This window comes from Shewanella sp. W3-18-1, assembly GCF_000015185.1.
GTDB lineage: Bacteria > Pseudomonadota > Gammaproteobacteria > Enterobacterales > Shewanellaceae > Shewanella > Shewanella putrefaciens.
The window spans coordinates 2,525,965-2,549,684 of the sequence record NC_008750.1 but is presented as its reverse complement, the minus strand read 5'-3'; the positions used below and the strand labels follow the sequence as shown (position 1 = coordinate 2,549,684).

The 23,720-nt window shown below is 45.6% G+C and carries 24 protein-coding genes; 17 read left to right on the top strand and 7 right to left on the bottom strand.

Translation table 11 applies throughout. The annotated features are described in order from the left end of the window. Window positions 1-250: 250 nt before the first annotated feature. Both SPUTW3181_RS11500 and SPUTW3181_RS21580 read right to left on the bottom strand, forming a co-directional pair. Window positions 251-2,971 carry a phage/plasmid primase, P4 family gene (locus SPUTW3181_RS11500; protein WP_011789498.1) on the bottom strand — a complete coding sequence of 907 codons (2,721 nt, stop codon included), beginning with the start codon at window positions 2,969-2,971 and terminating at the stop codon, window positions 251-253. 147 nt (window positions 2,972-3,118) lie between these two features. Then, window positions 3,119-3,442 (bottom strand): winged helix-turn-helix domain-containing protein, encoded by a 324-nt coding sequence (locus SPUTW3181_RS21580; RefSeq protein ID WP_157037390.1) that lies wholly within the window; start codon window positions 3,440-3,442, stop codon window positions 3,119-3,121. Window positions 3,443-3,991: 549 nt separating this feature from the next. On the opposite strand from SPUTW3181_RS21580, the gene mntA reads away from it, so the two are divergent. Both mntA and hepT read left to right on the top strand, forming a co-directional pair. Continuing rightward, window positions 3,992-4,390, top strand: coding sequence for a type VII toxin-antitoxin system MntA family adenylyltransferase antitoxin (mntA, locus tag SPUTW3181_RS22135; protein WP_049824074.1), 399 nt, complete (start codon window positions 3,992-3,994; stop codon window positions 4,388-4,390). 15 nt (window positions 4,391-4,405) lie between these two features. Next, window positions 4,406-4,834: a type VII toxin-antitoxin system HepT family RNase toxin gene (gene hepT, locus SPUTW3181_RS22130; protein WP_041408189.1), complete on the top strand. Its 429-nt coding sequence runs from the start codon at window positions 4,406-4,408 to the stop codon at window positions 4,832-4,834. A gap of 66 nt (window positions 4,835-4,900) precedes the next feature. On the opposite strand, the gene SPUTW3181_RS11485 is transcribed toward hepT, so the two are convergent. Beyond that, complete coding sequence (locus SPUTW3181_RS11485) at window positions 4,901-5,311, bottom strand: hypothetical protein (protein WP_011789496.1); 411 nt, start codon at window positions 5,309-5,311, stop codon at window positions 4,901-4,903. A gap of 156 nt (window positions 5,312-5,467) precedes the next feature. On the opposite strand from SPUTW3181_RS11485, the gene radC reads away from it, so the two are divergent. The 9 genes from radC (at window position 5,468) to SPUTW3181_RS11440 (ending at window position 11,115) form a co-directional block, all read left to right on the top strand. Further along, window positions 5,468-5,950, top strand: a complete 483-nt coding sequence (radC, locus tag SPUTW3181_RS11480) for a RadC family protein (protein WP_011789495.1) — start codon at window positions 5,468-5,470, stop codon at window positions 5,948-5,950. Then, window positions 5,947-6,384 (top strand): DUF2787 domain-containing protein, encoded by a 438-nt coding sequence (locus SPUTW3181_RS11475; protein ID WP_011789494.1) that lies wholly within the window; start codon window positions 5,947-5,949, stop codon window positions 6,382-6,384. Before radC ends, SPUTW3181_RS11475 begins: the two co-directional genes overlap by 4 nt. Before the next feature lie 57 nt (window positions 6,385-6,441). Beyond that, on the top strand, window positions 6,442-6,630 hold the full coding sequence (locus SPUTW3181_RS11470) for a hypothetical protein (RefSeq protein WP_041408188.1): 189 nt from the start codon (window positions 6,442-6,444) through the stop codon (window positions 6,628-6,630). 137 nt (window positions 6,631-6,767) lie between these two features. Beyond that, entirely contained in the window at window positions 6,768-7,322 is a 555-nt protein-coding gene (locus tag SPUTW3181_RS11465) for a recombinase family protein (RefSeq protein ID WP_007647788.1), read from the top strand. Window positions 7,323-7,324: 2 nt separating this feature from the next. Continuing rightward, window positions 7,325-7,864: a hypothetical protein gene (locus tag SPUTW3181_RS11460; RefSeq protein ID WP_011789493.1), complete on the top strand. Its 540-nt coding sequence runs from the start codon at window positions 7,325-7,327 to the stop codon at window positions 7,862-7,864. A gap of 47 nt (window positions 7,865-7,911) precedes the next feature. Continuing rightward, the gene (locus SPUTW3181_RS11455) at window positions 7,912-8,355 is read left to right on the top strand and encodes a hypothetical protein (protein ID WP_011789492.1); all 444 of its coding nucleotides are present in this window, start codon (window positions 7,912-7,914) and stop codon (window positions 8,353-8,355) included. Between the two features lie 156 nt (window positions 8,356-8,511). Beyond that, window positions 8,512-8,766, top strand: coding sequence for a type II toxin-antitoxin system HigB family toxin (locus SPUTW3181_RS11450; RefSeq protein WP_025008599.1), 255 nt, complete (start codon window positions 8,512-8,514; stop codon window positions 8,764-8,766). 95 nt (window positions 8,767-8,861) lie between these two features. Then, window positions 8,862-9,983: an ImmA/IrrE family metallo-endopeptidase gene (locus tag SPUTW3181_RS11445; RefSeq protein ID WP_227498114.1), complete on the top strand. Its 1,122-nt coding sequence runs from the start codon at window positions 8,862-8,864 to the stop codon at window positions 9,981-9,983. 10 nt (window positions 9,984-9,993) lie between these two features. Continuing rightward, window positions 9,994-11,115: a beta family protein gene (locus tag SPUTW3181_RS11440; protein ID WP_011789490.1), complete on the top strand. Its 1,122-nt coding sequence runs from the start codon at window positions 9,994-9,996 to the stop codon at window positions 11,113-11,115. Between the two features lie 532 nt (window positions 11,116-11,647). Here the strand turns inward: SPUTW3181_RS11440 and SPUTW3181_RS11430 are convergent. From SPUTW3181_RS11430 to SPUTW3181_RS11420, 3 genes are all read right to left on the bottom strand, one after another. Next, window positions 11,648-12,619 carry an MFS transporter gene (locus SPUTW3181_RS11430; protein WP_264637424.1) on the bottom strand — a complete coding sequence of 324 codons (972 nt, stop codon included), beginning with the start codon at window positions 12,617-12,619 and terminating at the stop codon, window positions 11,648-11,650. 171 nt (window positions 12,620-12,790) lie between these two features. After that, window positions 12,791-14,008, bottom strand: a complete 1,218-nt coding sequence (locus SPUTW3181_RS11425) for an MFS transporter (protein WP_011789488.1) — start codon at window positions 14,006-14,008, stop codon at window positions 12,791-12,793. Further along, window positions 14,005-15,198 carry a serine hydrolase domain-containing protein gene (locus tag SPUTW3181_RS11420; protein ID WP_011789487.1) on the bottom strand — a complete coding sequence of 398 codons (1,194 nt, stop codon included), beginning with the start codon at window positions 15,196-15,198 and terminating at the stop codon, window positions 14,005-14,007. The genes SPUTW3181_RS11425 and SPUTW3181_RS11420 overlap by 4 nt, the downstream gene beginning before the upstream one ends. A gap of 127 nt (window positions 15,199-15,325) precedes the next feature. On the opposite strand from SPUTW3181_RS11420, the gene SPUTW3181_RS21985 reads away from it, so the two are divergent. Next, window positions 15,326-15,532, top strand: a complete 207-nt coding sequence (locus SPUTW3181_RS21985) for a helix-turn-helix domain-containing protein (RefSeq protein ID WP_198133636.1) — start codon at window positions 15,326-15,328, stop codon at window positions 15,530-15,532. Further along, a complete protein-coding gene (locus tag SPUTW3181_RS11415) occupies window positions 15,489-16,229 on the top strand; it encodes a LysR substrate-binding domain-containing protein (protein WP_198133635.1) in 741 nt (246 codons plus the stop codon). Before SPUTW3181_RS21985 ends, SPUTW3181_RS11415 begins: the two co-directional genes overlap by 44 nt. Window positions 16,230-16,335: 106 nt before the next feature. On the opposite strand, the gene SPUTW3181_RS11410 is transcribed toward SPUTW3181_RS11415, so the two are convergent. Continuing rightward, window positions 16,336-16,530, bottom strand: coding sequence for a hypothetical protein (locus SPUTW3181_RS11410; protein WP_041408187.1), 195 nt, complete (start codon window positions 16,528-16,530; stop codon window positions 16,336-16,338). Window positions 16,531-16,671: 141 nt separating this feature from the next. Between SPUTW3181_RS11410 and cas1f the strand changes: the two genes are divergently transcribed. From cas1f to csy2, 4 genes are all read left to right on the top strand, one after another. Next, complete coding sequence (cas1f, locus tag SPUTW3181_RS11405; protein ID WP_011789486.1) at window positions 16,672-17,649, top strand: type I-F CRISPR-associated endonuclease Cas1f; 978 nt, start codon at window positions 16,672-16,674, stop codon at window positions 17,647-17,649. A 12-nt stretch (window positions 17,650-17,661) separates the two neighbouring features. Next, window positions 17,662-21,075, top strand: a complete 3,414-nt coding sequence (gene cas3f, locus SPUTW3181_RS11400) for a type I-F CRISPR-associated helicase Cas3f (protein ID WP_011789485.1) — start codon at window positions 17,662-17,664, stop codon at window positions 21,073-21,075. A 380-nt stretch (window positions 21,076-21,455) separates the two neighbouring features. Next, window positions 21,456-22,754, top strand: coding sequence for a type I-F CRISPR-associated protein Csy1 (gene csy1, locus SPUTW3181_RS11395; RefSeq protein WP_011789484.1), 1,299 nt, complete (start codon window positions 21,456-21,458; stop codon window positions 22,752-22,754). Then, window positions 22,751-23,701, top strand: coding sequence for a type I-F CRISPR-associated protein Csy2 (gene csy2, locus SPUTW3181_RS11390; protein ID WP_011789483.1), 951 nt, complete (start codon window positions 22,751-22,753; stop codon window positions 23,699-23,701). The genes csy1 and csy2 overlap by 4 nt, the downstream gene beginning before the upstream one ends. The last annotated feature ends 19 nt before the right edge of the window (window positions 23,702-23,720 follow it).

The window sequence follows — 23,720 nt, the reverse complement described above, 5'->3', positions numbered from 1 at the left end:
CTATTTGGGTAGTTACGTTTGCTGTTTGAGTAGTTACCTTTGTTGCATTACAAAATTGCACAGCAGGACTGCGCCGATCGCATTTTTTATCAGAAAGTGAAACACAGAGTGTGATAATTTTGTTTTGAACCAAGTGTAAGCAATTATTCAGCTCAGGCCTTGAATTGTAAGTGACTGATAGCGTCTGGACTCATCAATAATATAAAAGAGAGGCTTTAAGCCTCTCTTTACGTTTTTCGCTATCCAATACCTAAACGCTATACTCGGAGTTTGGGTTTGTAGGTGTGGCATGCCTCATCCCCATGCTAGCTTGTGGTATTTGCTCTGGGATATCATCAAACGCAGACTTCAACTTAATCCCCTTAATCATGGCTTTGCTATTGTGACGGCCTTTCTCAAAGCCTTTCTCCACCAGCCGTTTGGTCATGATATTGCGAGTCATTTTCCAGTCGCCATCCCGTTCAGCCCACTTCCTAAAGGCATCGTAAAGCTCATCGGTATACACAAAATCACCTTTGTTCGTACATTCCTCTAAGAACATCGCAAGTAAGTCTGACTCATGGCGATATTCCGCAATCCCAGACTTAATTGAGTTAGGGATAGATGCCTTAATGCCATCCTTTAGCCACATCTGAACACCTTCAAGTGCCCAATTGAGGATACCTGATAGCTCCGCATACAGCTTATCCATCAATTGCGGGTCCATTTGCTGCTGGCTGAAACTAGCGTTAAAGGGCAGTAAAATCATCCGTCGCCACATGCCGAGGCTGGTATCGCGAATGACGGGCTTATGGTTGCCGACCATGATGAGCTTAAACATGGGTATATATTCAAGCTCTACCTTGGCATACAACTGACGGGCAACAATCACATCACTACCTGTCATCGACTTTACTAAGTTCTCATCCATCCGAGAGCCCTCGGGTAACTCATTGGCAACCACTAGACGGCTACCATTTAGCTTGGCTAGGGATGGGTTAGGGCCTTTACCACTGTTATTTGATTGCAGTAAGACATCGCTGCTTATCTGATGGTAATAGCTTCCCATTAACCGCTGAATGATATTCATAAAGGTACTCTTACCATTACAGCCATGACCGTAGAGGAAGAATAAAACTTGCTCATCAGTCCGTCCGGTTAGGATATAGCCTACCATTCGCTGCAAAAACTTAGCGTATTCGACATCGCCACAGGTGATCTCATCGATAAACTGAAGCCAACGTGGGCAAGTGACATCAGGCTTGTAGTTGATATCACTATAACGGCTGATATACATCTCCTTATTTGCTGCAAGCAGTTTTCCGGTTGCGAGGTCGAGCACACCGTTGTTAATCCCCATTAGCATTTTGTCTGCATCGAAGGCTTTTGCCGAAATCAAGTTGCTAGACTTGAAGATCTCCAACATATCGGCAAGTTTTTTGCGATTGAGTGACTGTCTACCAAACGCTAATAACTTATCTGCTTGTTGCCGCTTCGTTTTGTCCTTAAGCGTCGCGGGATCTTCTAGCATACGATTCGCTTGAGCAATAATTCCCTCTCCAATACATCGAGCCAGTGCCAATTCTTTATCACCTATAGGCCTCCAACACTGCTCATCAAACATGTACAGACAGTTGAGTTCTGGCACATAGACTAATTTTCCGTCAGCTACTTCTGCCAGCCTATCTGCGTTACCAACGTCATTTAGCGTATCTTCATCAAATGCATCATAATAGGATGAATTGAGCTGCTCTGACTCGTCAGTTTGCTGGTGGCTAGCAAGGCTTTCATCCTGCATCGGTTCTGAAGTTGTCTCTATCGACGCTTGTGCGGCTACAACACCGTATTGTTCTACCAATACCTCAATAGAAAGGGCGTTGTCTTGCCGTAAATAATCATCAATATCCTTACCTTGACCTTCTGGTAAGGTGACTTGGACAAGTGCAGGTAAACCCAGTTGAACGAGCTTCTCCCGATACTTATCACCCGCAGGGTCACTGTCGAAGAAGGTCACTACATTTCTGTCATGTAGATTTTCCTTAATCCACGCCAATTGTGCTTGGCTAATTTGTCCGTTTGTTGCGATTACCGGACCTTGCCATCCATGATCCATAAGAGCAAGTAAGTCAAATTCACCCTCAACAACAGCAACTGTACCTTGGCGATTCATCGTATGCTGTCCATAAAACTGGATATTGTTAAGCCAAAATAGCTTCGAGAGCTGGTAAGCTACTTTTTTCTCAGGGTCTTTAAAGGTGAAGCGGCAAATCGCTCCCGTTTCATCATAATGAGGGAAGATATAGACGCCTTTAGGAAAGAAATCATATGGAGATTGTGGACTTTCCTTAACGAGCCCTGATGCGTACATTTCCTCAAGGGTGAATTCACTATCAATTAAATAACGCCAAAGAGCTCCCCGTGAGTAACCCACTTCATAGTCAATTAGCACGTTTTGGCTTAGTTTTCGCTTATCCATAAGTGACTGGAGTGGTGTACTCTCACCATCTATCATTTGCTCAAAGTAATACTCCCAAGCTGCAAGGTACAGTGCTTGACGACGAGCAAATTGCTCAGCAGTGAGTTCTATTCTCTCTGCTTCAACTTTGGTCCTATTTGCCCTTGGAGCTGGTAAAATAGTGACTCCATCGAGCTCACCATTAATGAGCTTTATAGCAGCATCTCTAGAATGCTTTGCCTGATCGAAATGAACCAGAAAATTAAAAATATCACCACGAACACCACATGAATAACAGAAGTAATGTTCATTTTCGCTTTCTTCGCAATGTAGCTTAAAGCATCCTTTATGCCCACAGAATGGGCATTCGTCAGGATCAAGCTGATAGCGGTCTATCCCCCCGCATGACTTGTAGCTGGTGCCAAGAGCGGCTGAAATTACCTCTGGTAGAAAGAATTGGCTCTTTACTTCCGCAAAGTCGATACGTTTAGATGTTGCGGCTTGATTTTGTGTTGCGTAAATATTCGGCGTATGCATAGCATATCTCCTGTTAAAGAGTGGCCGCCGCAGACTAAAATATATATGAAATTGAGTTAGTCTATTGCTTGGCCACATGGTTATTGGTAAAGCTCAGCTTTGGCAGGGTTTTCTTTTGTTACGCCCTGTCAAAGCATTCCCTCATCTTTAGCTAAATATCCGCCTATAAAGATGAGCAGCTTGCAAACCTGCAAGTGTTCTTTGAGGTGTGCTTGTAATCAGTCCCGATTGTTCCAAGCGTCGAATATGTCTTCTTGCCGTTCTCAATGAGTAACCGCAACGTCTTACCAAAGCACTCGCAAGACTCACTTCTCCGCCTAACAAGTAGCCATCGATAATCGGCATTCTGCTGATCTCATAAACGGTTTGCCCAAACTGATCATTGAACAGTTCAAAGGGCAGTCGATATTGAACCTGATGACTGCTAGTGGAATGGATAATGTTGTCTTCGCTGATATCTTGGTTTCGCACTTGGATCTCCTCTGGATGACATAATGTGTCACACCCATATCTATAATTTAGTGTTTCTTTTGGTGAGCTAATCACCTCAATTTCCCAAGAAAATGACAAATTCGAGATAGTGGCGAATTATTGCGGACAATCATTTGCATGATATATTTTTATGATTAACTATTAGTAAATTCCAATTTGGAATTAATTGTTATCTTTATGAAATTTTTAGTTTTTTCTCGTTATCACCATCGTTCACACCATCGATTCCCCTAAGCTCCATCCTCTGCCAATAAATCAGCAGACTGGCTAAAGTATTTCTGCTTACTTTTCCTTTAGTATTTTTTATGAAATCAAATAGAAATCAGCATAATAATTCTATAAATCAATCATATGGGGCAAGATTGCTTTGTTTTGTGGGAATGGGTGTTGAGGAAAATCGGCAGCGAAATCGGCGGGGAGATTATTGAACATGGACAAAAGGTTAGGGGAGAATGTTACTAAATCTGACCTGTTCACTCCGACTCAGGATTGGTACACTTACAACAGGACTATCTAGCAGCCAACCTCATGACGATCGAACAGAGCCAGCATTTGCATCAACTAAGAGCTTTAGCAGCAAGCCATCCTGAGGTGGAGGTATTGTGGCTGTATGGTTCGCAGGCTAAAGGTAATGCTAGCGAGCATAGCGATTGGGATTTGGCTGTCGCATTTGATCCCGTAAAGGCTGAGAGTGTGCTTGATACACGTATTAGAGCTGAGCTACTTGCTATGGATTGGCAAAGGGCATTGGGGTTACCCGAAGGAAAGTTGTCCGTTGTCGATATCAATCTTGCACCTATCCCTCTGGCCTTTGGTATCATTAACGCCAACAAACTTATCTTTAGTCGAGATGAAGGTCGAAGAATGCAAGAAGAGTCTCGCATTATGTCGCAAATGGAACTCGATTACTTTGCTCAGAGCCTATAAGGGAACTGCTGTCCTATGTCTGATAATGCCTATATCACATCATTGCGTGTAAGCCTTAGCCGGTATCAAGCCGAGCTTGAGGAATTGCGTCAATTACTCACTCAGCGTCCCTTATCAAATCTTGAGTATCGTGCAGCAGAGCGGACGCTACAAGTATCTATTGAAGCCTGTATTGGCATTGCGAAACATTGGGCTAAGGCTCTTGCAGGGCATAGTCCGCAGGATGCTTACCAAGCATTTGAGATCCTGTGTCAACGAGGAGCACAACCAGCCGATGAGTTGGGTGGCTGGCGTAAAGTGATCGGTCTTCGTAATGCATTAGTACATGATTACCTGAATATTGACCCTGAAATAATCCGCAGTGTGATCTCTCAAGGCTATAGTGACAGATTATTTGTCTTTGCGGAGCAGGGACTTGAATGGTTATCTTTGAAAAATAGCTAATGGTCTGATTGAGTTTGACAGACTCACCTAAAGGTTAAATAGGTGAGTCTACTGGGTGATGTCTGCTTATTTGTCAGGGTAATCGCCATACCAGTACTTAACCGCAAGCCACTCCCCAAAAGTCTGAAAATGGACTAACAGCCTGACAATCCAGTGCATATACGGCAGATGTTCTCTAGGATGAGTCGCATAGAGATTGCCGCCCTTAGTGATTGAGATAGACTCGGGGATAAAACCTTGCTCAATTAGAAACGCCCTGATCGCCTCTGGTTCCCTAAAGACACCGTTCCCCATTGCCACTTCTCCTTGAAGGTGCATCATCTTTTGATTGGTGCCACGTTTATCAGGAACTATCTCGACTGAAAAGAAGGTGCCCTTATTCTTGATGGCTTCTCGAATCTGATGCTCTCTGGTTTCGGGGGTAAAGCGGCCTTCAACAAGTAATACTGGGTACGATAGTACTTTTTCGCTGTTCATGTTTTTCTCCTATGGAAGTTAAGTGGGGCATAATATGTCACCCCCATATTTCTATTTTAATCGGTGGGTAACCGTTTCAATTCCCTTATACCGTCATTTTTCACCATGAACTAAGGCATAAGAAACCTGATGTAAATCAAATACAAAGGAGAGAATATGTCTATTCGTACATTCAAGAATCAATCGCATGATAACGCCCAAGACTCTGTTATCCGGGAGGCGATAGCTATCTTGGAAACTCGCTATAGCCTTGGAGTTAATCATGAAGTATTTACTTCGCCACAAATTGTTAAGGACTATCTTAGGCTAAGGATGGCTGCATATGAACGGGAGGTCTTTGCAGTACTATTGCTTGATAGTCAGCACCGTTTGATAGCCTATGAAGAACTGTTCTTTGGCACCATTGATGCCGCCTCAGTTTATCCACGAGAGGTGGTAAAATTGGTCCTTCATAGAAACGCCGCTGCCGCGATATTTGCCCATAACCATCCCTCTGGCATACCTGAACCATCACAGGCCGATAAACGCATTACAGAGCGTTTAAAGTCAGCATTAGCAACTATTGATGTAGCAGCCTTAGATCATTTTGTGATTGGTCACCATGAAGTTGTGTCTTTTGCTGAGAGGGGCTGGATATGACCACAACAATTCAAATCGATCTCAAGGCCGCCAGAAGTTTATTGCCGATGACGCTAAGTTTGACGCAAATCATTCGGCGGTTGCTTCTCAAAAATCTGCCGCCCATTGTGAGTAATGGTGTGACGATTAACTTTCGTGACCCGAGTTACTCTGCCGATGCTGGTGGCTTTCATCCAGTCGAAATCCGCTTGGAATACGCACTGGCCACCAGCATGTGGCAAGTTTGCTATATCACCGACTTTGCCTACCAAGGCCGATACTACCCAGAACTCGAAAAGGATATCGACTTCAATTTCGCTGAGGGTTCAGGGTATCAGGCTTATGTTGGATTTCACCCGCTAAGCCATTTCAGTGGTCTTTATCGGTTATGGGAAGCCAACTTCAGAAGTTATGTGGTTGATGATCTCTATCAGATAACCATCAGTTGGGACTAATCCACCAACACCATTCCATTCAGCACTAACCAGAAAATCACTACATGGGTTCATGTGGTGGGCCTTCGGCTGCCTGAATGCCAGCCATACAGGAGAAACATCATTAGCGAGTTACTCAAGAAGGTCGCTAAAGCCGCACTACTGACCATAGTGCCAATCCTCATTCAAGCCTTTGTCGAGCGGTATTTAGCAGACGAAGAACAATGGGAAAACGAGGGAAGTGACTCAGATCAAGAAGCTGAGTAACTCCTTGTATTAATAACCAATAAACCAAGGTATACTGACCAAGCCCTTCAAAAGGTCGAAAACAACCCATGTGACATGGTTTATGAGTCAATCCTCAACGTGTCACATGGGCTTGCTCTATTGAACAGGAGTCATACATGGCAGAAATCGGATATGCCCGAGTCTCGACCACGGGACAAAGCCTCGATGCCCAGCTAAAGGCATTGATGAGCTGCGACAAAGTGTTTCAAGAAAAGGTAAGTGGTGCAAAGGATGACCGCCCACAACTGCAACTCATGCTCGAGTTTGTCAGAGAGGGTGACATTGTGATTGTCACGAAGCTCGACAGGCTTGCTCGTAACACTCGTCACTTATTGGAGATAGCTGAGTTCTTAGCCAAGAAACAGGTTTCACTGCAAATCCAGAATCTCGGCATAGATACAGCAACCCCAACAGGCAAGCTCATGCTGACTATGGTTGGTGCCATCGCAACATTTGAGCGAGAGCTGATGTTAGAGCGGCAAGCGGAAGGGATAGCTCTCGCAAAACAGCGGGGAAAATATAAAGGACGTAAACCCACGGCAATCACTAAGGCGAAAGAAGCAGCCCCATTGCTTGCGGAAGGTTTACCTAAGCCAGAAGTGGCTAAGAGGCTGAATATCAGCTTGTCTAGCGTTCAACGGATAGCAAAACAATTAACATCTAAGGATTAGTTATGGATAAGAAACAGAAAAACCGCTTAGAGATGTACTTCGTTATGTTCATGGCAATGACAATCTTGAGTGTTTTATCACTGGTTGTTCTTGAGGATTCGATTGGTAGTCGCTATTGGGAGTCATTTGTCCTCGATATGTCACTAACATTGCAGGGCAATATCTCTATTGTGCTGATGGGGATCGGCAGCATCGGGATGTGGTATATGGCTGATTTATTGGATTGGTTGAAGGAAGACGCTCTAAAAGCTCCATCAGATAATGAGGTTCACTTTAGGCAGAAAAAGTTATCACTCCAAACAGGGATTGCTGGATCTGCATACCTGTTTACATACGGCGTCACTTTGATGTTATCAATTGTCGTTTATCACAATGGAAATATCTTCAAGATAGCCACTTCAGGAGCGGGTTTAACGGGGGTATTCATCTGCCTTCTTACTGGAATAGCCATTTGGCAACTTCGATTAAGGCTAGAGTGGATGGCTGAAGAACAAGAGCAGGCTGAAGCCGGACAATCAGATAGCAACTCTCTAAGTAACTAATCGACAAGGCCATCAGATTTTATTGATGGCTTTTTTTTGGAGAAATTATGCGTAAACCAAGAAATTTCGTCATCCTATTACTCCTAGTAGGAACTGTATTCTCATTGCCGGTAAGGGCTGGTATTGAGGATATGGCAAGCAACCTACAAAAACTCTATATGTGGGAGAAAATTGCCTCTGCATGTAAAACCAAGTCACCAACAGAACTCAAGCAAGAATGGACTGTGATCGAAATGATCGTATATGCAGAGGCGGCATTATGGGAGGGGAATATCAGTGCAGTATTACGCTCCATAGGTCGCACCGAACCACAGATTAGGCCTTTTTTTGAAGATCTGAAATGGAGTGCTGATGTACTGGCAAGAGGTGCGTTAGACCGCATGTATTGTAATACTGTTGATAAAGATCGAGCGGTTAGGGTAATGGTATCAGACCCTGCATTTAATGACGCAAGCGGTCAAGTTTTGGATGCATCTAAGCTACTGAATTAAAAAGTTTATATGTTGAATTGTAAGCCTCGATGTAAACCAGTAACGCTATCACTGAAACGGCATCCCTAAATAACTCCATAAAATTCCCATTTTGGTAACTTGTGATCTGCTTTTTTTCTGATTACAATGTTCCCAAATTGGGAAAGTAGTATAGATATGCGACTTATAGGAAAACATAATCTAAAACACGTCATAGAAAGTGATGACTTAACTCGCAAATGGGTTTTGGCTTGGGTTGCGGAATTGACACATGCAAATTGGAAAGAACCCTCCGATGTATTTCATCAATTTCCTAAAGTTAGGCTGTTAGATGCTAGTTATTTTGCTTTTCCCATAAACAGTGCAGATAAAGAGGTTTGTATTCAAATTGCATTTCAACAAGGCATTGCCGTTATCATCGGCGTACAGTGAAGATTCAAATTATGGACGTTAGAGTTATACGAACAGTTCAACAGTATGAATCATATTTAGATGAGGTTCAGGCTCTTATCTCAATAGGGCCAAAGATGACTTTGGAACAAAGTGAGCGTTTAGAACTGCTAACAGTTCTTTTAGAATCTTATGAAAACTCAAAATATCCGGTCGAAAGCCCTGACCCTATAGATGCTATTATTTTTAGGATGCACGAAAAAGGGCTAAAGCAAGCAGATTTAGCGCCATTCTTTGGGACGAATAGTCGAGTTTCCGAAGTCTTAAATCGCAAACGACCTCTGACAGTGCAAATGATTCGGTCTCTTTCTATTGGATTGGGAATTTCAGCTGATACTTTAATTGGTGCGTCCTTGCCAGAACAGTCACATAAGTCTCAATTTGTTGATTGGTCTAAGTTTCCTGTAAGGGAAATGGCGAAGAGAGGATGGATTGATAATATTAGTAAGGTTGCTAAGGATAATGTTGAGGATTTAGTAAAGAATTTTATAGCTGAAGCTGGTTTGCAATTTGGGAATGCTTCATTTCGAAAGACATTCTATGGTGAGGCCGAAACACCCACATCTAGATACGCATTATATGCTTGGCTTGCACGTGTAATCCAAAATGCAAGAATTCGTAAATCTGAAATTGGCACCTTTAATTCAACAGAATTATCTGTTAATTATTTAAAGGAGCTTGCACAACTCAGTCGCTTTGATGCTGGTCCTCTTTTAGCAATTGAGCAGCTTGAAAAGTCTGGCATTATTGTAATTATTGAGCCAGCTTTGAAGGGAACACTTTTAGATGGGGCAGCCCTTAAAGATTCCGATGGTACGCCTATTCTTGGCTTGACATTAAGGTATGACAGATTAGACCATTTTTGGTTTACTTTATTACATGAAGTAGCACATATATGGAAGCATGTGGATGGTAATGAAGCATTTTTGGATGATTTAGATTCATCTTCTGAAGATCGAAAAGAATCAGAAGCTAATAGACTTGCTGCGGAAGCGTTTATTCCTCGTATTCAATGGCGAAGGAGTGATGCCTTTACAAATCCTAACAAAGACACAATTGAGCGTTTCGCTAGGGATCTAAAGATTCATCCGGCAGTAATTGCAGGAAGACTCCGAAAGGAATTGGGAAATTATAGCTTGTTCTCTGATTTAGTAGGGCAGAATCAAGTGAGGCGATTGTTTTCATCTATCCAAGAGTAAGAGGTAAGTTATGCAGGCGATGTATTTCCCAATTCTGAAAGCTAAAGATGCTGAATTTGATGCCCTTCATGAGGCAAAAGAGCATATTGCTTCTAGCATGATACCGTTATTTGATGTCCCAAAGTTCAATCCTGAGCTAAAGAAATATCAAAATGACTCACATGCCAAAGCAACATTTTTATCAGAGATAAGCACAAAAATTGGGAAACTTCGCTTTGGGATGCCTGTGATGTTTGATACATATCACTGGCAACATCCAAATGAAAGAGTCGAATCGGGAGAGCATCATCTTTCCTACTTGTATAATACACTTAAGAGTGATGGTGTTATTGCTATTCCTGTAGTGGGTTATGACCGTTGGGATGATGAAGAATATCGGCTAGCTTTGAGAAGCATAGCGAGAAATCATAGTGGGAAGTTTTGTATCAGGTTAGACCGATTTGCATTTGAAGATATTAATGATCCTGAACATTTTCACGACCGATTATCGGAAATTATTGATAGTCTTGAAATCATTCCTGCTAATTGCCATGTAATTTTAGATCTTCAAGATCTTAGCGAGATGGCAATCCCTGATATGATTAGCCAATTTGACTCTCTCTTTTTAGCTATAACTGATTACGGTTTTGCTACATATTCTGTTGCTGGTTGCTCTTTACCTAACTCTATAGATAAAGCTGTCAAACGGAAGGACACTACTGGTAGTCTCTTACGAAGAGAGATGGTGCTTTGGAAATATGCTCGTGAGCATTACCCTGCACACCAAATTCATTTTGGTGATTACGGTGTGAGAGGCCCAAGTACCACTGAAATTGGTTATGGGAACACTAACGCAAAAATACGTTATACCATTGATAATGAGTATTTCATCGTAAGAGGACACAAAATTGAGAAACCAATAGGGGGTTTTCAGCATTGTGCTCTTGCTCGTATCCTAATGGACTCTAAATATTATCTTTCTCCTGACTTTAGTTGGGGGGATAATGAAATCAAACGATGCTCGGAGAATAAGTTAGGTGGTGGAGCAACTACTTGGATTAAGATTGACACTAGTCATCATGTTGCTTATGTAGTCCTTGAAATTGCTGAATTCGAACGTAACAGAGTTAGTAAAGCTTTAAATTTGGCATAGTAATATCCAACTAAGTATTCTTTAAACTGGTACAAAAAGTTGGTACAATCTGAAAAAATCAAGGTGCACAACACTATGATTTTATAGGGGTTGTTAGAAAGAGATGTGATTCGAGGGTTCGACTCCCTCTCTCACCGCCAAATTAAAGCAAAGGGAATCAGTATCTTACTGGTTCCCTTTGTTGTTTTGTGGCATTTTGGGGGCAGAATTTCCGTTTTCCTGTCCGTTTATGTCCGCATCAAAGCCCATTATTTCAGATATGCGACTTACCATACGTTGCGAGTCTTTAGGTATCCACTTACCATAGTGTTTCTTGATCATGGTGGTGTCACTATGACCGAGCTGACGGGCTACCCACTCAAGTGGTGCTGCCACATGTGACGACTGAAATTAGCAATCAAGGCTCGTCTTCCATCACTGATGATTTGTAAACTCACGCAGGCTGATGTGTAGCTTTATGGTTCTCACGCCAAGGGTAATGCTACAGAGCAGCCGCGACGATGCCGGCATATCAGCGGGTTATTAAGCTTCCTTAACTCCATGACTTAATACGCCTCGCCAATACAAAGACGACGGCTAGCCCGGCGAACAACCAGCCGCTCCAGATCACTCCAGGCATCCCCACTGATTCGATAAAACTGCCACCGACAAACGCACCTAGTACCACGCCGAGGTTGGCTGCTGAAACGTAAAGGCTGGTAGCAAATTCGGGGGCGTCTGGTGCCGCCGAGGTCATCCACATTTGGCTCACAATCAAGCCACTGGTGTGTGCTGCGCCCCACAGTAGGCAGATAGGCAACATGGCTGCGAAAGACGCTGAACTGAACACCAGCAACACACTATAGGCGCTGGCAAGTACTATGGGATAACTCAGCACAGTCCAAGCGAGCTGACGGCCCAGCGCACGCCCAGCTATTAGGTTGCCCAGCACACCACCAATCCCGAAAACCACCAGCAACAGGCTTATCGCTTCGCCGCCCAAATGCACCTCTCGCGCCAGATACTCGGCTGCGTAGCTGTATACGGAGAACATCGCGGCGAACATACACACGGCCGTCGCTACCGCGAGCCAGACCCTCTTTGTGCGCAGAACGAGCAAAGGATTTTGCTGGCTAGCTACCCGGGTCTTTGGTCTAGGCGGAAGCATAACCCAGAGCCCGGCTGCGGCCACCAGATTTACTACGGCGCTGAAATAGAATGACGCCTCGTAAGACACTGTAGCTTCTATCCAAGTTGACAAGGGTACGCCCAGCACCAGCCCCAATGTGGTGCCGAGGAACGCCATTGAGGTGGCGTGCGCGGCGCGATCCGCTGGGTAAAGCGACAAGGCCGAAGCAAAAGCCACCGAAAAAAATACCGGATGCAGCAGTGCAGAAGGTACACGCAGCGCCATCAGCACAGCGAAGCTGGGTGCCCTGGCCGACAGTAAGCTGCACAGGCTGAAGATCAGCAACGAAACCGCCAGCACCTTGCGCCGCTCGAAGCGCGCTAGCCACAGCACCATGACCGGTCCGCAAACTGCCACTACGCCCGCAAATAGCGCCACCAGCCTGAGCGACAGTGATGCCATGGCGCTGAATGATGGCCGGCAGTATGCCGATCACGCCGAACTCGACGGCATACAGACCGAATAAACCTAAGGCGATGAAAAGCAGTGAACGCCTGCTGTTCATGGCTACACCTCTGTCTGTTGCTTGGGCGTCGATGGACAGGGTATAGCTGCATCTTCCGGTGCGGCAAACCCGTGCTTCCTAGCTGCCCACACAACGACTAGTGCTGCCACCAGCAATATAAGTAAAGCCGGTGAGAATGAGCTGACGCCAAGCTGCTCAAGCAATACACCACCGACGATGCCACCACCTGCGATAGCCAGGTTCCAGGCGGTAACCAGCATAGACTGGGCAACATCGGCGGCCGATCCGGCCGCCTTAGCGAGTCCCGTTTGGAACAAGGTTGCAGCGCCACCAAATGCCAACCCCCAGGCAGCCACTGCGCAATAAACTGCCACAGGCACGTCGCCAGCAAGGCCCAGCACTATTGCTGTCAGGGCAAACAGCGCTATGCTGGCAAGCGTTAGAATACGTAAATGACGGTCAATTAACACGCCAATAACCCAAATTCCAAGTAGCGCGGTCATACCAAAGACCAGCAGAACCAGATCGGTTCGCTCTGCCATTCCGGCAGCCGATAAAAACGGGGCGATGTAGGTGTAAAGAATGTTGTGTGCGAGTACAAATGTCAGCACCACAAACAGCACAGGACGAATACCCGGCAGCGTAAATACCTGCCCAAGTGACAGCCGTTTACCCGTGGCTTGCCCGGCAAAGTCCGGCACTTTTAGCCGAATCCATACAATCAGCATCAGCGCTAACAAACTCATCATTGCGAAACAGACACGCCATCCGACCAAATTGCCGAGCAAGGTACCGGCTGGGACCCCTAAAGAAAGCGCTAGCGGTGTACCGACCATCGCTATCGCAATAGCACGTCCCTTAAGGTGCTCAGGCACCATGCGGCTGGCATAACCTGCCAGTAAGGCCCACAACAAACCTGCCGCCACACCGGCCAGAAAGCGGGCCACCAAGGTGAGGGTGTAACTGGTAGAAAACGTTGTTACTGTATTGGCGACAGCAAAGCCCACTATTGCTGCCAGCAACAAAGGTCGGCGCCGTACACCTTGTGTAATTGTCATCAGCGGAATAGCCATCAGCAGAGAGCCAATGGCATAAACAGTCACAAGCTGACCAGCAAGCGCTTCTGAAACACCCAATCCTGCGCCAATTTGCGGTAAAAGGCCGGCGGGTAACGCCTCGGTCAGGATGGTAACAAAACCAGCTAAGGCCAGCGCCAGCAGAGCGGCCAGTGGCAGACGATCTGGTGCAGTGGACTTCATCGCTGCACCTCAGACCCGTCATACACGGCATCCCGTAGCCCAGTAACGAAACGGCCACACATGCCCTCATACAGGGTATTGGTAAAAGCCACCATACTAAGCCCCTGGGCCCGATCCACAAACCAGGAATGGCCGTAAGCACCGCCCCAGCGCCATGTGCCTGCTGACTCGGGAGAAGCGGCAAGTTTTGGGTCACGCAGCACCGAGAACCCCAGGCCAAAACCAAAACCCGGTGAATTAGGCAGTTCCAATCCTCCTGTCTGATCCCGCGCCATTTCTGCCACCAGTTCTTTGGGCAATAGCCCGCCGCCTTCTTGACGCAGGGCTTCCAACAGGCGCAGAAAATCCCCGGCCGTGCCCGCCATGCCTGCACCTGCGGATGGAAAAGACTGTGCATCGAAGATACGAGCTGGGCTGTATTTGATACCAATTGTGCCCTCAAAAGGTGAGACGGTTTCCCCTTCTGCCAGTTGATGTGGCTGTGGTGCATCGTTAACATAAGCGGTGGCCATGCGCTGCGGATCACCTGCGACAAAACCGGTATCATTCATGCCTAAGGGGCCGGTCACCAAATGGTGTATTGCTTCGTTTAGCGAGGTACCATAAACGCGCTCAATCAATGCACCCAGCACATCGGTTGCCAGCGAATAGCCCCAAGCTGTGCCCGGCTCATACAACAGCGACACACTGGCGATGCGCTTAAGGTTTTCCTGCAGGCTAATGCCCGACGCATCCATGCCATCCGATACACCCACCAACGCGTAGGGGCTCTTTTCGTCGGCTTCGAAAAAGCGATAACCCAAGCCGGCCGTATGGCTAAGCAACTGCCGAACGGTGATCCGGGCTAGGCGGCCATCGGCCAACCTTGGCTGAAAATCAGGCAGCCAGTTGCCAATGTTCTCGTCCAGCTCTAGTCGACCTTGTGCTACCAATACCAGTGCGGCGGCAGAGACAATAGGTTTACTCACCGAGGCCAGGCGAAAAACCGTATCCACCGCCATCGGCCTTGCACTTTCCCGGTCGGCATAACCTGCTGCCTGCTGGTAGATAAGCTCACAGTTCCGAGCGACCAGCACGACAGCACCCACTAATCGTTGCTCATGTAATGCTTGCTCAATAACGTTTTGGATGCGGGCTGAGAGCGGTATGGGCACTACGCTTCGAGGCAGGGGAAATGTGTTGGTTGTCATAGCAAAGTCCTTTATTCATTGGTTATGCCATGATCATATAAAGCCTTAGATTAAAGAAAAAGTAGGGTATAGTTCCGTTATATACGGAGCTTTGTGTCCGCAATTAAGGCGGTTAATCGGAGGTAACGTGGACAGCTTGAATGGCTTTATGGTGTTTGTGCAGGTCGCCGAGCAGCGCAGCTTTGTTGGGGCAGGTCGTGAGCTTGGTGTGTCGGCTTCCGCGGTAGGTAAGAGCGTGGTACGACTGGAAGAAAAACTGGGAGTGCGTCTGTTCAACCGCAGCACCCGCAGTGTTACGGCTAACAGCCGAAGGTTTGTTGTTTTTGGAGCGTAGCCGCCGCATTTTAGCTGAAATTGAAGCGGCACAACTGGAATTATCCCAGGCCACGGGGGCACCGCGCGGACGTCTTCGTGTAAGCCTGCCGCTGGTGAGCTCGTTGGTGTTGCCAGTGCTGGGTGAATTTATGCGTGAATACCCGGATATCGAACTGGATCTGGATTTTACCGACCGTATGGTCGATGTGATTGAAGAAGGTTTTGATGCGGTAGTACGCACCGGTGAGCCACAGGATTCACGTTTGTCAGCCCGGCGTTTGGGTAACTTTCAAATGCGGCTGGTTGCCTCACCTGATTACCTAGCACTCAGAGGTACGCCGCAAACACCTGCCGACTTACTACAACACAGCTGTCTGCACTACCGTTTTCCCAACAGTGGCAAGCTCGAAACCTGGGCGCTAAAACAGCCACTTGATGAGCCTAAACTACAACTTCCCACCTCAATGATTTGCAACAATATAGAGACTCGCCTGTGCTTCGCGCTACAGGGATTAGGGATCGCCTATTTGCCGGACTTTGCTATCCATGAGCCGCTGGCTAATGGGAGACTGCGACCCATACTCGCCGACTATGTGCAGCGTACTGGTACCTTTTATATTCTCTGGCCTGCCAGCAAACATCCATTGCCCAAAGTGCGGGCTCTGGTTGATTTTCTTTGTGCAAAGCTGTTTGCGTCAGACGACACCAAACGATAAGCGGTGTACCAACAGATATTCTGAGGTTGAGTTATTTCCTTTCAAACCGTCCTGCGTGTTGCACATTGCAGTGTTTAATGCTTCTGCACGGCTTAAGCATCAGGATTTAGCGCAAGGCTCGGGTACGGCTTGTTGTGCGGGCGATCGTGGACATGTTCGCCTCTTGATGTGCACGCCCTTGCGGCTGCATAGTGCCATTTAGCAACACGACATGCTTAGCGTAATCCGCCGATGATAAATCCAGAACTTGGCCTGCATTCAGATTGGGCAAATTGGTTACCACAGTGTTAGGTATATTCATTTTTATGTTGATTTTGTTCAAAATTGTGAACTAGATAACACTGAAACTGTATAGTGAATAAACGATTCTACAGTTAGTATGGATAACACAGGGATACTTCTTATGGTGGATTTTCCTCCACCATTTTTACTGAGGTGAGTTATGGATGATTTTAGCCCATCGGATCTAAAAACCATTTTGCACTCAAAACGCGCGAACATGTATTACCTCGAATACTGTCGAGTGATGCAAAAAGATGGCAGGGTGCTGTATTTGACCGAGGCAAAAAACGAAAACCAATATTTTAATATCCCTATCGCCAACACCACAGTCCTATTATTAGGCAATGGCACGTCCATCACCCAAGCGGCCATGCGAATGCTAGCGCAGGCGGGGGTATTAGTCGGTTTTTGTGGCGGTGGTGGCACGCCACTTTATATGACCTGTGAAGTGGAATGGCTGACACCACAGAGTGAATATCGGCCCACTGAATATTTACACGGCTGGATGCAATTTTGGTTTGATGATGAAAAACGATTACTCGCCGCGAAAACCTTCCAGCAAGCCCGCATTCAATTTATCGAGCAAGTGTGGCAGAGGGATCGCGAGCTCAAAACGGAAGGCTTTATCTTTAAGGATCCGGCAATCCAAGCCGCGCTCGAGACGTTTCATGCCCGCACTGAGGCGGCAACCAAACAGTCGGATCTGCTACTGACCGAAGCCCAGTTAACCAAAGTGCTGTACAAGCACGCCGCCAATAATACCCAACTCAAAGATTTTACCCGCCAACACCAAAGCGCAGATATCGCGAACGACTTTTTAAACCACGGCAACTATTTAGCCTATGGACTCGCCGCCAGTTGTCTCTGGGTTCTGGGCATTCCCCACGGTTTTGCCGTGATGCACGGGAAAACTCGTCGCGGAGCATTAGTGTTTGATGTCGCTGATCTCATCAAAGACGCCATCGTATTACCCTGGGCATTCGTCTGCGCCAAAGAAAAGGCCAGCGAACAAGAGTTTCGCCAGCAAGTGTTACAAGCCTTTACCGACCATAACGCCTTAGATTTTATGTTCAATACGGTGAAAGGCATTGCACTGCAGGACTACAGTGCCGAGCAAATTGCAGCCCAAGGATTATAAGGTACAGAAGCTATGATGGTGACATTCATCAGTCAGTGCGAGAAAAATGCCCTCAAAAAGACCCGCCGCGTGCTGGATGCTTTTGCTAACCGCATAGGCGATAACACTTGGCAAACCCTGATCACCGAAGATGGACTATTAACGGTTAAGAAAATGCTCAAACAAACCGCCAGTAAAAGTACGGCGGTGAGTTGTCACTGGATCCGTTCGCGCGCCAGAAGCCAACTATTGTGGGTGGTGGGTAATCGGTTGAAATTTAATGAACAAGGCATAGTGCCAGTGAATAGTACCCGTAGGAATTTATTAGCGAGCGATATTGAAAATGATTGGCACTATTTACCGTTAATTAAAGCACTGGCGGGGCTATCGGCACTATTACATGACTGGGGTAAGGCAACTACGTTGTTTCAGGATAAATTAAATCCGAGTAGTCAACATCGATTTAAGGGCGATCCTATTCGTCATGAGTGGATATCTTTACTGCTATTACATGCCTTTATTCACACGACTGATGCTGATACCGATGAGCAATGGCTGAGCCGATTAAGTGAAGCTGATATTGACGAATCCCGCTTAAAACAGTTTATTCAGGCGGACACAGCTAAACCACTTAATGCTTTACCGCCAATAGCTAAATTGGTGGCATGGTTAATCGTATCGCACCACAGGTTACCATTGCCGGATAAAGATCTGTGTACTGATTACAAAACGGAAAGTGCAGCATCACTCGATATTATGCTTGCTCGTATCAGCAAAGAGTGGGGATATCAGAATCGCTATGACGAACAGGATTACGAGAAACGCCTAAAGAGCTGCTTTCGTTTTCCTAATGGATTACTCAGTAATTCAAAACCTTGGTTACAGCAAGTCAAAAAATGGTCAGCGCGGTTATTGCAGCAACAAACGCAGGTACAGCAATGTTTAACTGATGGTAGTTATCGACTTGTACTCAATCATGCCCGTTTATGCCTAATGCTAGGCGATCACTTTTATTCTTCACAGCAAGCCGATCAAAAGTGGCAGGACACCACAGGTCTTTATGCTAATACCGACAGAGCGACTAACACCTTAAAGCAAAAATTGGATGAGCATTTAGTGGGTGTTGCTCGCTGTGCATTAAATACAGCACATTTATTGCCTGCATTTGAGCAAGAACCGCCGGTTGCAGAAGATATTCATAGTTTGCGCAAACCTAGCCCTAAACCCTATCAATGGCAGGATAAAGCGGTGGATAAAATCACCACTTGGCGTTATGCCATCGATAAGCAAGCTAAACAGAAATATGGTTTTTTTACTGTGAATATGGCCAGTACGGGTTGTGGTAAAACCTTTGCAAACGCCAAAGTGATGCGAGCGTTATCGGGTGACAGTAAAAGCTTGCGCTTTATTTTGGCCTTAGGTTTGCGCACATTAACCCTGCAAACAGGTGATGAATACCGTGAGCGTGTGGGTTTAGATAACAGCGAACTGGCTGTACTTATTGGCTCTAGGGCAGTCATGGAGTTGCACCAACAGCGTAAAGCTGAATTGGATGAAAAAAATGTGGAACACACGGGGTCATCATCACAAGAAACTCTACTGGATGAAGAGATAGATTTTGACTGTGCGATTCCAGAGCAAGGGTTAAGTACAGTGTTAACCTGTAACAGAGATAAACAGTTCTTGTATGCGCCAGTTCTGGCTTGCACTATTGATCATTTGATGGCCGCAACAGAAACCAAGCGTGGTGGCTGCTATATTCTGCCGACCCTGCGCTTGATGTCGTCAGATTTAGTGATTGACGAGATTGATGATTTTACTGGCGACGATCTGATCGCTATTGGCAGGCTAATTCATCTAGCGGGTATGCTTGGGCGTAAGGTGATGATTTCCTCCGCCACGATTCCACCTTTTATGGCCGAAGGGTATTTCAAGGCCTATCGCGATGGTTGGCAGCTCTATTGCAAAACTCGCAGTGCCAGTTCAGTGATTGGCTGCGCTTGGATAGATGAATTTTCTACTCAGGTGACAAGCAACTGTGTCGCCGAATTACCCGCCGCAATAAATCAATATCGACAGGAACATGATGCCTTTATTACTAAGCGGATCGCTAAGTTAAAGCAACAGCCAGCCAAACGCAAAGCCGATATCAGTGCTTGCCAAGCGATTATCGAGCAGCATCAAGGCCAAAGCAATCAACAGCAAACAGTGATTGAAAGTAAGCAACTGGCTTATTTTAATGTGATTGCACAAAGTGCCTTGCAAAAACACCTGCAACACCATGTTCACGATATCAATACTCAACTTAATGTCTCTTTTGGCGTGGTGCGCGTTGCCAATATTTCCCCTTGTGTTGCATTGACGCAGTATTTATTAGCCAAAGAATGGCCGCTTGATACTGAGGTAAGAGTGATGGCTTATCACAGTCAGCAAGTGTTATTGCTGCGCTCGATACAAGAGCAACACTTAGATAAAGTGCTTAAACGTAAGGAAGCTGAAAACGAACCGCCACAGGCATTGTCAGATCCTGTTATTCGTCAGCATTTAGCGGCGATAGCTGCGCAGTCTAACGCTATACGCAATGTGTTGTTTATATTAGTTGCAACACCTGTGGAGGAAGTGGGGCGGGACCATGATTTTGATTGGGCTGTGATTGAGCCTTCATCCTATCGTTCCATTATTCAATTAGCCGGACGTGTAAAGCGACACAGAGAAGGTGAAGTGACTACAGCAAACATTGCTTTGTTGCAATATAACTGGAAAGGGATCCGAGATAACCATCTTGAACGTGCCAGAGTCTTTAATCGTCCCGGCTATGAAGATATCTGCTCGTTGGAAACGCATGATCTTAATTGTCTGATCAATACCCTCGATATCGCAGAGCGCCTAGATGCCATCCCTCGTATTCATAAACCAGTACAGTTAACTGCGGACTATATGCGTCATGTGAGCCGTTGTGGCAGTTTAATTGAGCTAGAACATATTGCGACTTGGAGTTGGTTGTCTAACTATAAAATGCAGGGTGAAGGTGCACAAACCAGCCCAGCAACTTTACAAGGCTGGTTAAATCAGCATTGGTTTTTAACTGCATTAGCACAGCAGCTCACACCATTTAGGCACAGTGAACCCAGTATTAAAGTGTTTTTAGTGTTCGATAACGACCAGAACACCAGTCGCTTCTGCGAAAAGAATGAAGAAGGTTATGCCGATGATCGTGAAAATATTCTTAATATTCAGCGTATCGCCTTAGCCCCGCAGGCTCGCAGTAGGTTATGGTTGGTACGTGACTATGACAGAGCCTGCGCTGAATTTGCCGATAAAAGCCTAGATAGTCAGCAGCCATTGAGTCAAAGGCGTGTGTCACTCCGCTATGGCGAGTTGAACTTCCCCCATAATGAAAAGCAGCAATACGCTTATAACGATCAATTAGGATTGGTAAAACTATAGAAAAAGCCAGAGCTTATGGCTCTGGCTTAAGGGCTGCCTGTGCGGCAGTAAACATGCGTCGTTACATTTTCTAAGCTGCCTATGCGGCAGTGGCACTAGTTTACACGAATGAAAATGGAAAAGCATAATCGAGTTTTTTATTTCGTCGTTACATGGATTGTATTGTTTTTGTTTTGAGACTAACATGCATAAATGTTAAGCAATATTGTGCGTGGTGGGTATGAGTAGAAAGTACATACGTAAAGAGATTGTCACTATCTGCAGGACTGAAGAAGTGAGTTTTGTTGATGAAGGTGAATCAATTCCAGATGCTCATACCATTGCAATCTGGAGGCGGATTTTTAAATTCTTAATGTCATTGATATGGAGTGGGGGAAAGAATGATTGATGGAACAATAAGCGAGTTCTTCGCTGACCGAAAATCGGCGTGGTTAAAGAAAAATATCAAAGCATCTATGTCTGACGTTGAGATAAAGGCGTTGGAAATCGAGTGTGAAACGCAGTTTAGTCTGGCAAATTGGCTACCTAATGCCGCCAGTCGGGCTGGGCAAATCGCCATTTCTACCCATCCTTGTACCTTTAGCCATCCCAGCGCGCGTAAAAATAAAAATGGTTACGTGACATCCATTATTGCTCATAGTGAAAAAGCCAATGATGGTTTTTTACGCAGCGGCAATGTTGAAGTGGCCGCCGATGCTCTGGGCAACGCCGCTGCGCTGGATGTGTATAAATTTTTAACCTTAGTGATGGCCGATGGTGAAACGCTTATTCAGCATTTAGAACGTGACAGTGAGCAAGCCGTTAATTTATTGGCAGCCGCGAGTAAAGAAACCTACCCAGATTACCAGACGTTAAAGCAAGCGTTTTTAGCGATGACGGCAACAAGCAGTGAAAGTATTACCAGCTCGAAAATAAAGCAGGTGTATTTTCCACTGAATCGCGGCAACTCAGTTAATGGTCATTTAGCCTCAATCGAATATCATCAGCTCTCTCTGTTAACCGCTTCTGGCATAGTGTTTGAACTGAGGCAGCGGCTGGATGCCATGCGTTTTGGCGAGACCATAAAAGAGGCGCGTGATAAAAAGAAAACCAACCAATTTCATCAGGGATACAAAGAAATCTATAACCTCACCACCATAGGTTATGGCGGCACTAAACCTCAAAATATTAGTGTGTTAAATAATCAAAATGGCGGTAAAGCGCACTTGCTGTTGAGTCTGCCTCCTAACCTTAAAAATCGCGATGTACATTTCCCCCACAGTGATTTTTTTAGTCAGACATTACGTTACACCCAATGTAAAAATCAGTTTCAGGCCTTACATCAACTCTATCGCGGCGATGATAACAATATGCATATTCGGGCGCAGCGGGATGACTATTACCAAAGTGTAATTGATCACGTCATTGAAAAAATGTGGCAGGTGCGTTCTGTTGCACAGGCACAATTCCGACGAGAAGATAGTCTGCTTCCAACGGTGCAACAAACCTGGCTTTGTGAACACACCAAAATATTACGTGAGACAACTGACGACTGGTTAGATGTTATTTGCAATGCCATCACAGTTTTTTTATTCCATGGTTATGAAAAAACCTTGGGTAGCAAAGCCATTAAGTTTGGTGATGCTGAATATCGGCAGATGCAGAAAATCGTCTTAAGCAATAAGGAGGCATTGCGATGATAGGTGAAGTTAAAAAACTACTTATTATTCCTCATATTAAGGTGCATAACGCCAATGCCTTATCCAGCCCATTTACCATAGGGTTTCCGGCAATGACGGCTTGGTTGGGTGGTGTACATGCGTTGCAACGGCATGTAAATGCGCAAGATATCCCAGTAAATTTTTTAGCGACTGGCGTGGTCAGCCACGATGTCAATTTGCAAACCTACAAAGGAGACAATGACTATGTTCACTCCATTGTAGGTACAGGTAATCCTCTGGATAAAACCGGTGCGAGATCCGCATTCATTGAAGAGGCACGCTGTCATCTTGAGATCAGTTTAGTGATTGAGTTCAATGGGATCACTATTGATGAACATGAGCACTTATTAAGTGCGGTAACCCAGTTATTGCACGCCAAGATGAAGTTAGCGGGTGGCGATATAAAAAGTTTTCAGCCGCCTTTTTGTATCAACAACAGTGAAGGTGATGATAAGGATTTACGCAAACTACAGCGTCACTTAATGCCGGGTTATGTATTGATTGAGCGTCGCGATTTGATGCAAGCCGCTATGGCAGAGGGTGTGGATGCCCTGAATGCGTTAATTGACTACCTTGCCGTTCATCATAGTTGTGATCAGGACGAAGAAGGTAACATCGAGTGGCGCAGCTACCGTAAAACACTCGAAAACAAACCGGCTGGGTGGGTAGTGCCAATAGCTACCGGATATCATGCGCTAAGTGAGTTGAGTGATGCTAAAAATCAGCGCGATCCGAACACGTCACATCGGTTCGCTGAAAGTCTTGTAACCTTAGGTGAATTTAAAATGCCACATCGCTTACATAGTGTAGAGCAGATGCTGTGGCGTTATCACATCGATGGTGACTTATACCTTTGTCAGCAAAAACATAGCGAATCTCCTAAATCTGCAAGTTCGGGCTTAACTTCAATCGAATCAGAATTTTAATCGTTAATAGAAAAGGATA

What these genes read in the sequence shown, in the direction of transcription:
- radC (WP_011789495.1), top strand. Translation starts at nt 5,468, where the DNA reads ATGTCTATTCGTACATTCAAGAATCAATCGCATGATAACGCCCAAGAC.
- SPUTW3181_RS11440 (WP_011789490.1), top strand. Translation starts at nt 9,994, where the DNA reads ATGCAGGCGATGTATTTCCCAATTCTGAAAGCTAAAGATGCTGAATTT.
- hepT (WP_041408189.1), top strand. Translation starts at nt 4,406, where the DNA reads ATGTCTGATAATGCCTATATCACATCATTGCGTGTAAGCCTTAGCCGG.
- mntA (WP_049824074.1), top strand. Translation starts at nt 3,992, where the DNA reads ATGACGATCGAACAGAGCCAGCATTTGCATCAACTAAGAGCTTTAGCA.
- cas1f (WP_011789486.1), top strand. Translation starts at nt 16,672, where the DNA reads ATGGATGATTTTAGCCCATCGGATCTAAAAACCATTTTGCACTCAAAA.
- SPUTW3181_RS11455 (WP_011789492.1), top strand. Translation starts at nt 7,912, where the DNA reads ATGCGTAAACCAAGAAATTTCGTCATCCTATTACTCCTAGTAGGAACT.
- SPUTW3181_RS11475 (WP_011789494.1), top strand. Translation starts at nt 5,947, where the DNA reads ATGACCACAACAATTCAAATCGATCTCAAGGCCGCCAGAAGTTTATTG.
- SPUTW3181_RS11485 (WP_011789496.1), bottom strand. Translation starts at nt 5,311, where the DNA reads ATGAACAGCGAAAAAGTACTATCGTACCCAGTATTACTTGTTGAAGGC.
- cas3f (WP_011789485.1), top strand. Translation starts at nt 17,662, where the DNA reads ATGATGGTGACATTCATCAGTCAGTGCGAGAAAAATGCCCTCAAAAAG.
- SPUTW3181_RS11450 (WP_025008599.1), top strand. Translation starts at nt 8,512, where the DNA reads ATGCGACTTATAGGAAAACATAATCTAAAACACGTCATAGAAAGTGAT.
- SPUTW3181_RS11445 (WP_227498114.1), top strand. Translation starts at nt 8,862, where the DNA reads ATGACTTTGGAACAAAGTGAGCGTTTAGAACTGCTAACAGTTCTTTTA.
- SPUTW3181_RS11465 (WP_007647788.1), top strand. Translation starts at nt 6,768, where the DNA reads ATGGCAGAAATCGGATATGCCCGAGTCTCGACCACGGGACAAAGCCTC.
- SPUTW3181_RS11460 (WP_011789493.1), top strand. Translation starts at nt 7,325, where the DNA reads ATGGATAAGAAACAGAAAAACCGCTTAGAGATGTACTTCGTTATGTTC.
- SPUTW3181_RS11410 (WP_041408187.1), bottom strand. Translation starts at nt 16,530, where the DNA reads ATGAATATACCTAACACTGTGGTAACCAATTTGCCCAATCTGAATGCA.
- SPUTW3181_RS11430 (WP_264637424.1), bottom strand. Translation starts at nt 12,619, where the DNA reads ATGGTGCTGTGGCTAGCGCGCTTCGAGCGGCGCAAGGTGCTGGCGGTT.
- csy2 (WP_011789483.1), top strand. Translation starts at nt 22,751, where the DNA reads ATGATAGGTGAAGTTAAAAAACTACTTATTATTCCTCATATTAAGGTG.
- csy1 (WP_011789484.1), top strand. Translation starts at nt 21,456, where the DNA reads ATGATTGATGGAACAATAAGCGAGTTCTTCGCTGACCGAAAATCGGCG.
- SPUTW3181_RS11500 (WP_011789498.1), bottom strand. Translation starts at nt 2,971, where the DNA reads ATGCATACGCCGAATATTTACGCAACACAAAATCAAGCCGCAACATCT.
- SPUTW3181_RS11420 (WP_011789487.1), bottom strand. Translation starts at nt 15,198, where the DNA reads ATGACAACCAACACATTTCCCCTGCCTCGAAGCGTAGTGCCCATACCG.
- SPUTW3181_RS11425 (WP_011789488.1), bottom strand. Translation starts at nt 14,008, where the DNA reads ATGAAGTCCACTGCACCAGATCGTCTGCCACTGGCCGCTCTGCTGGCG.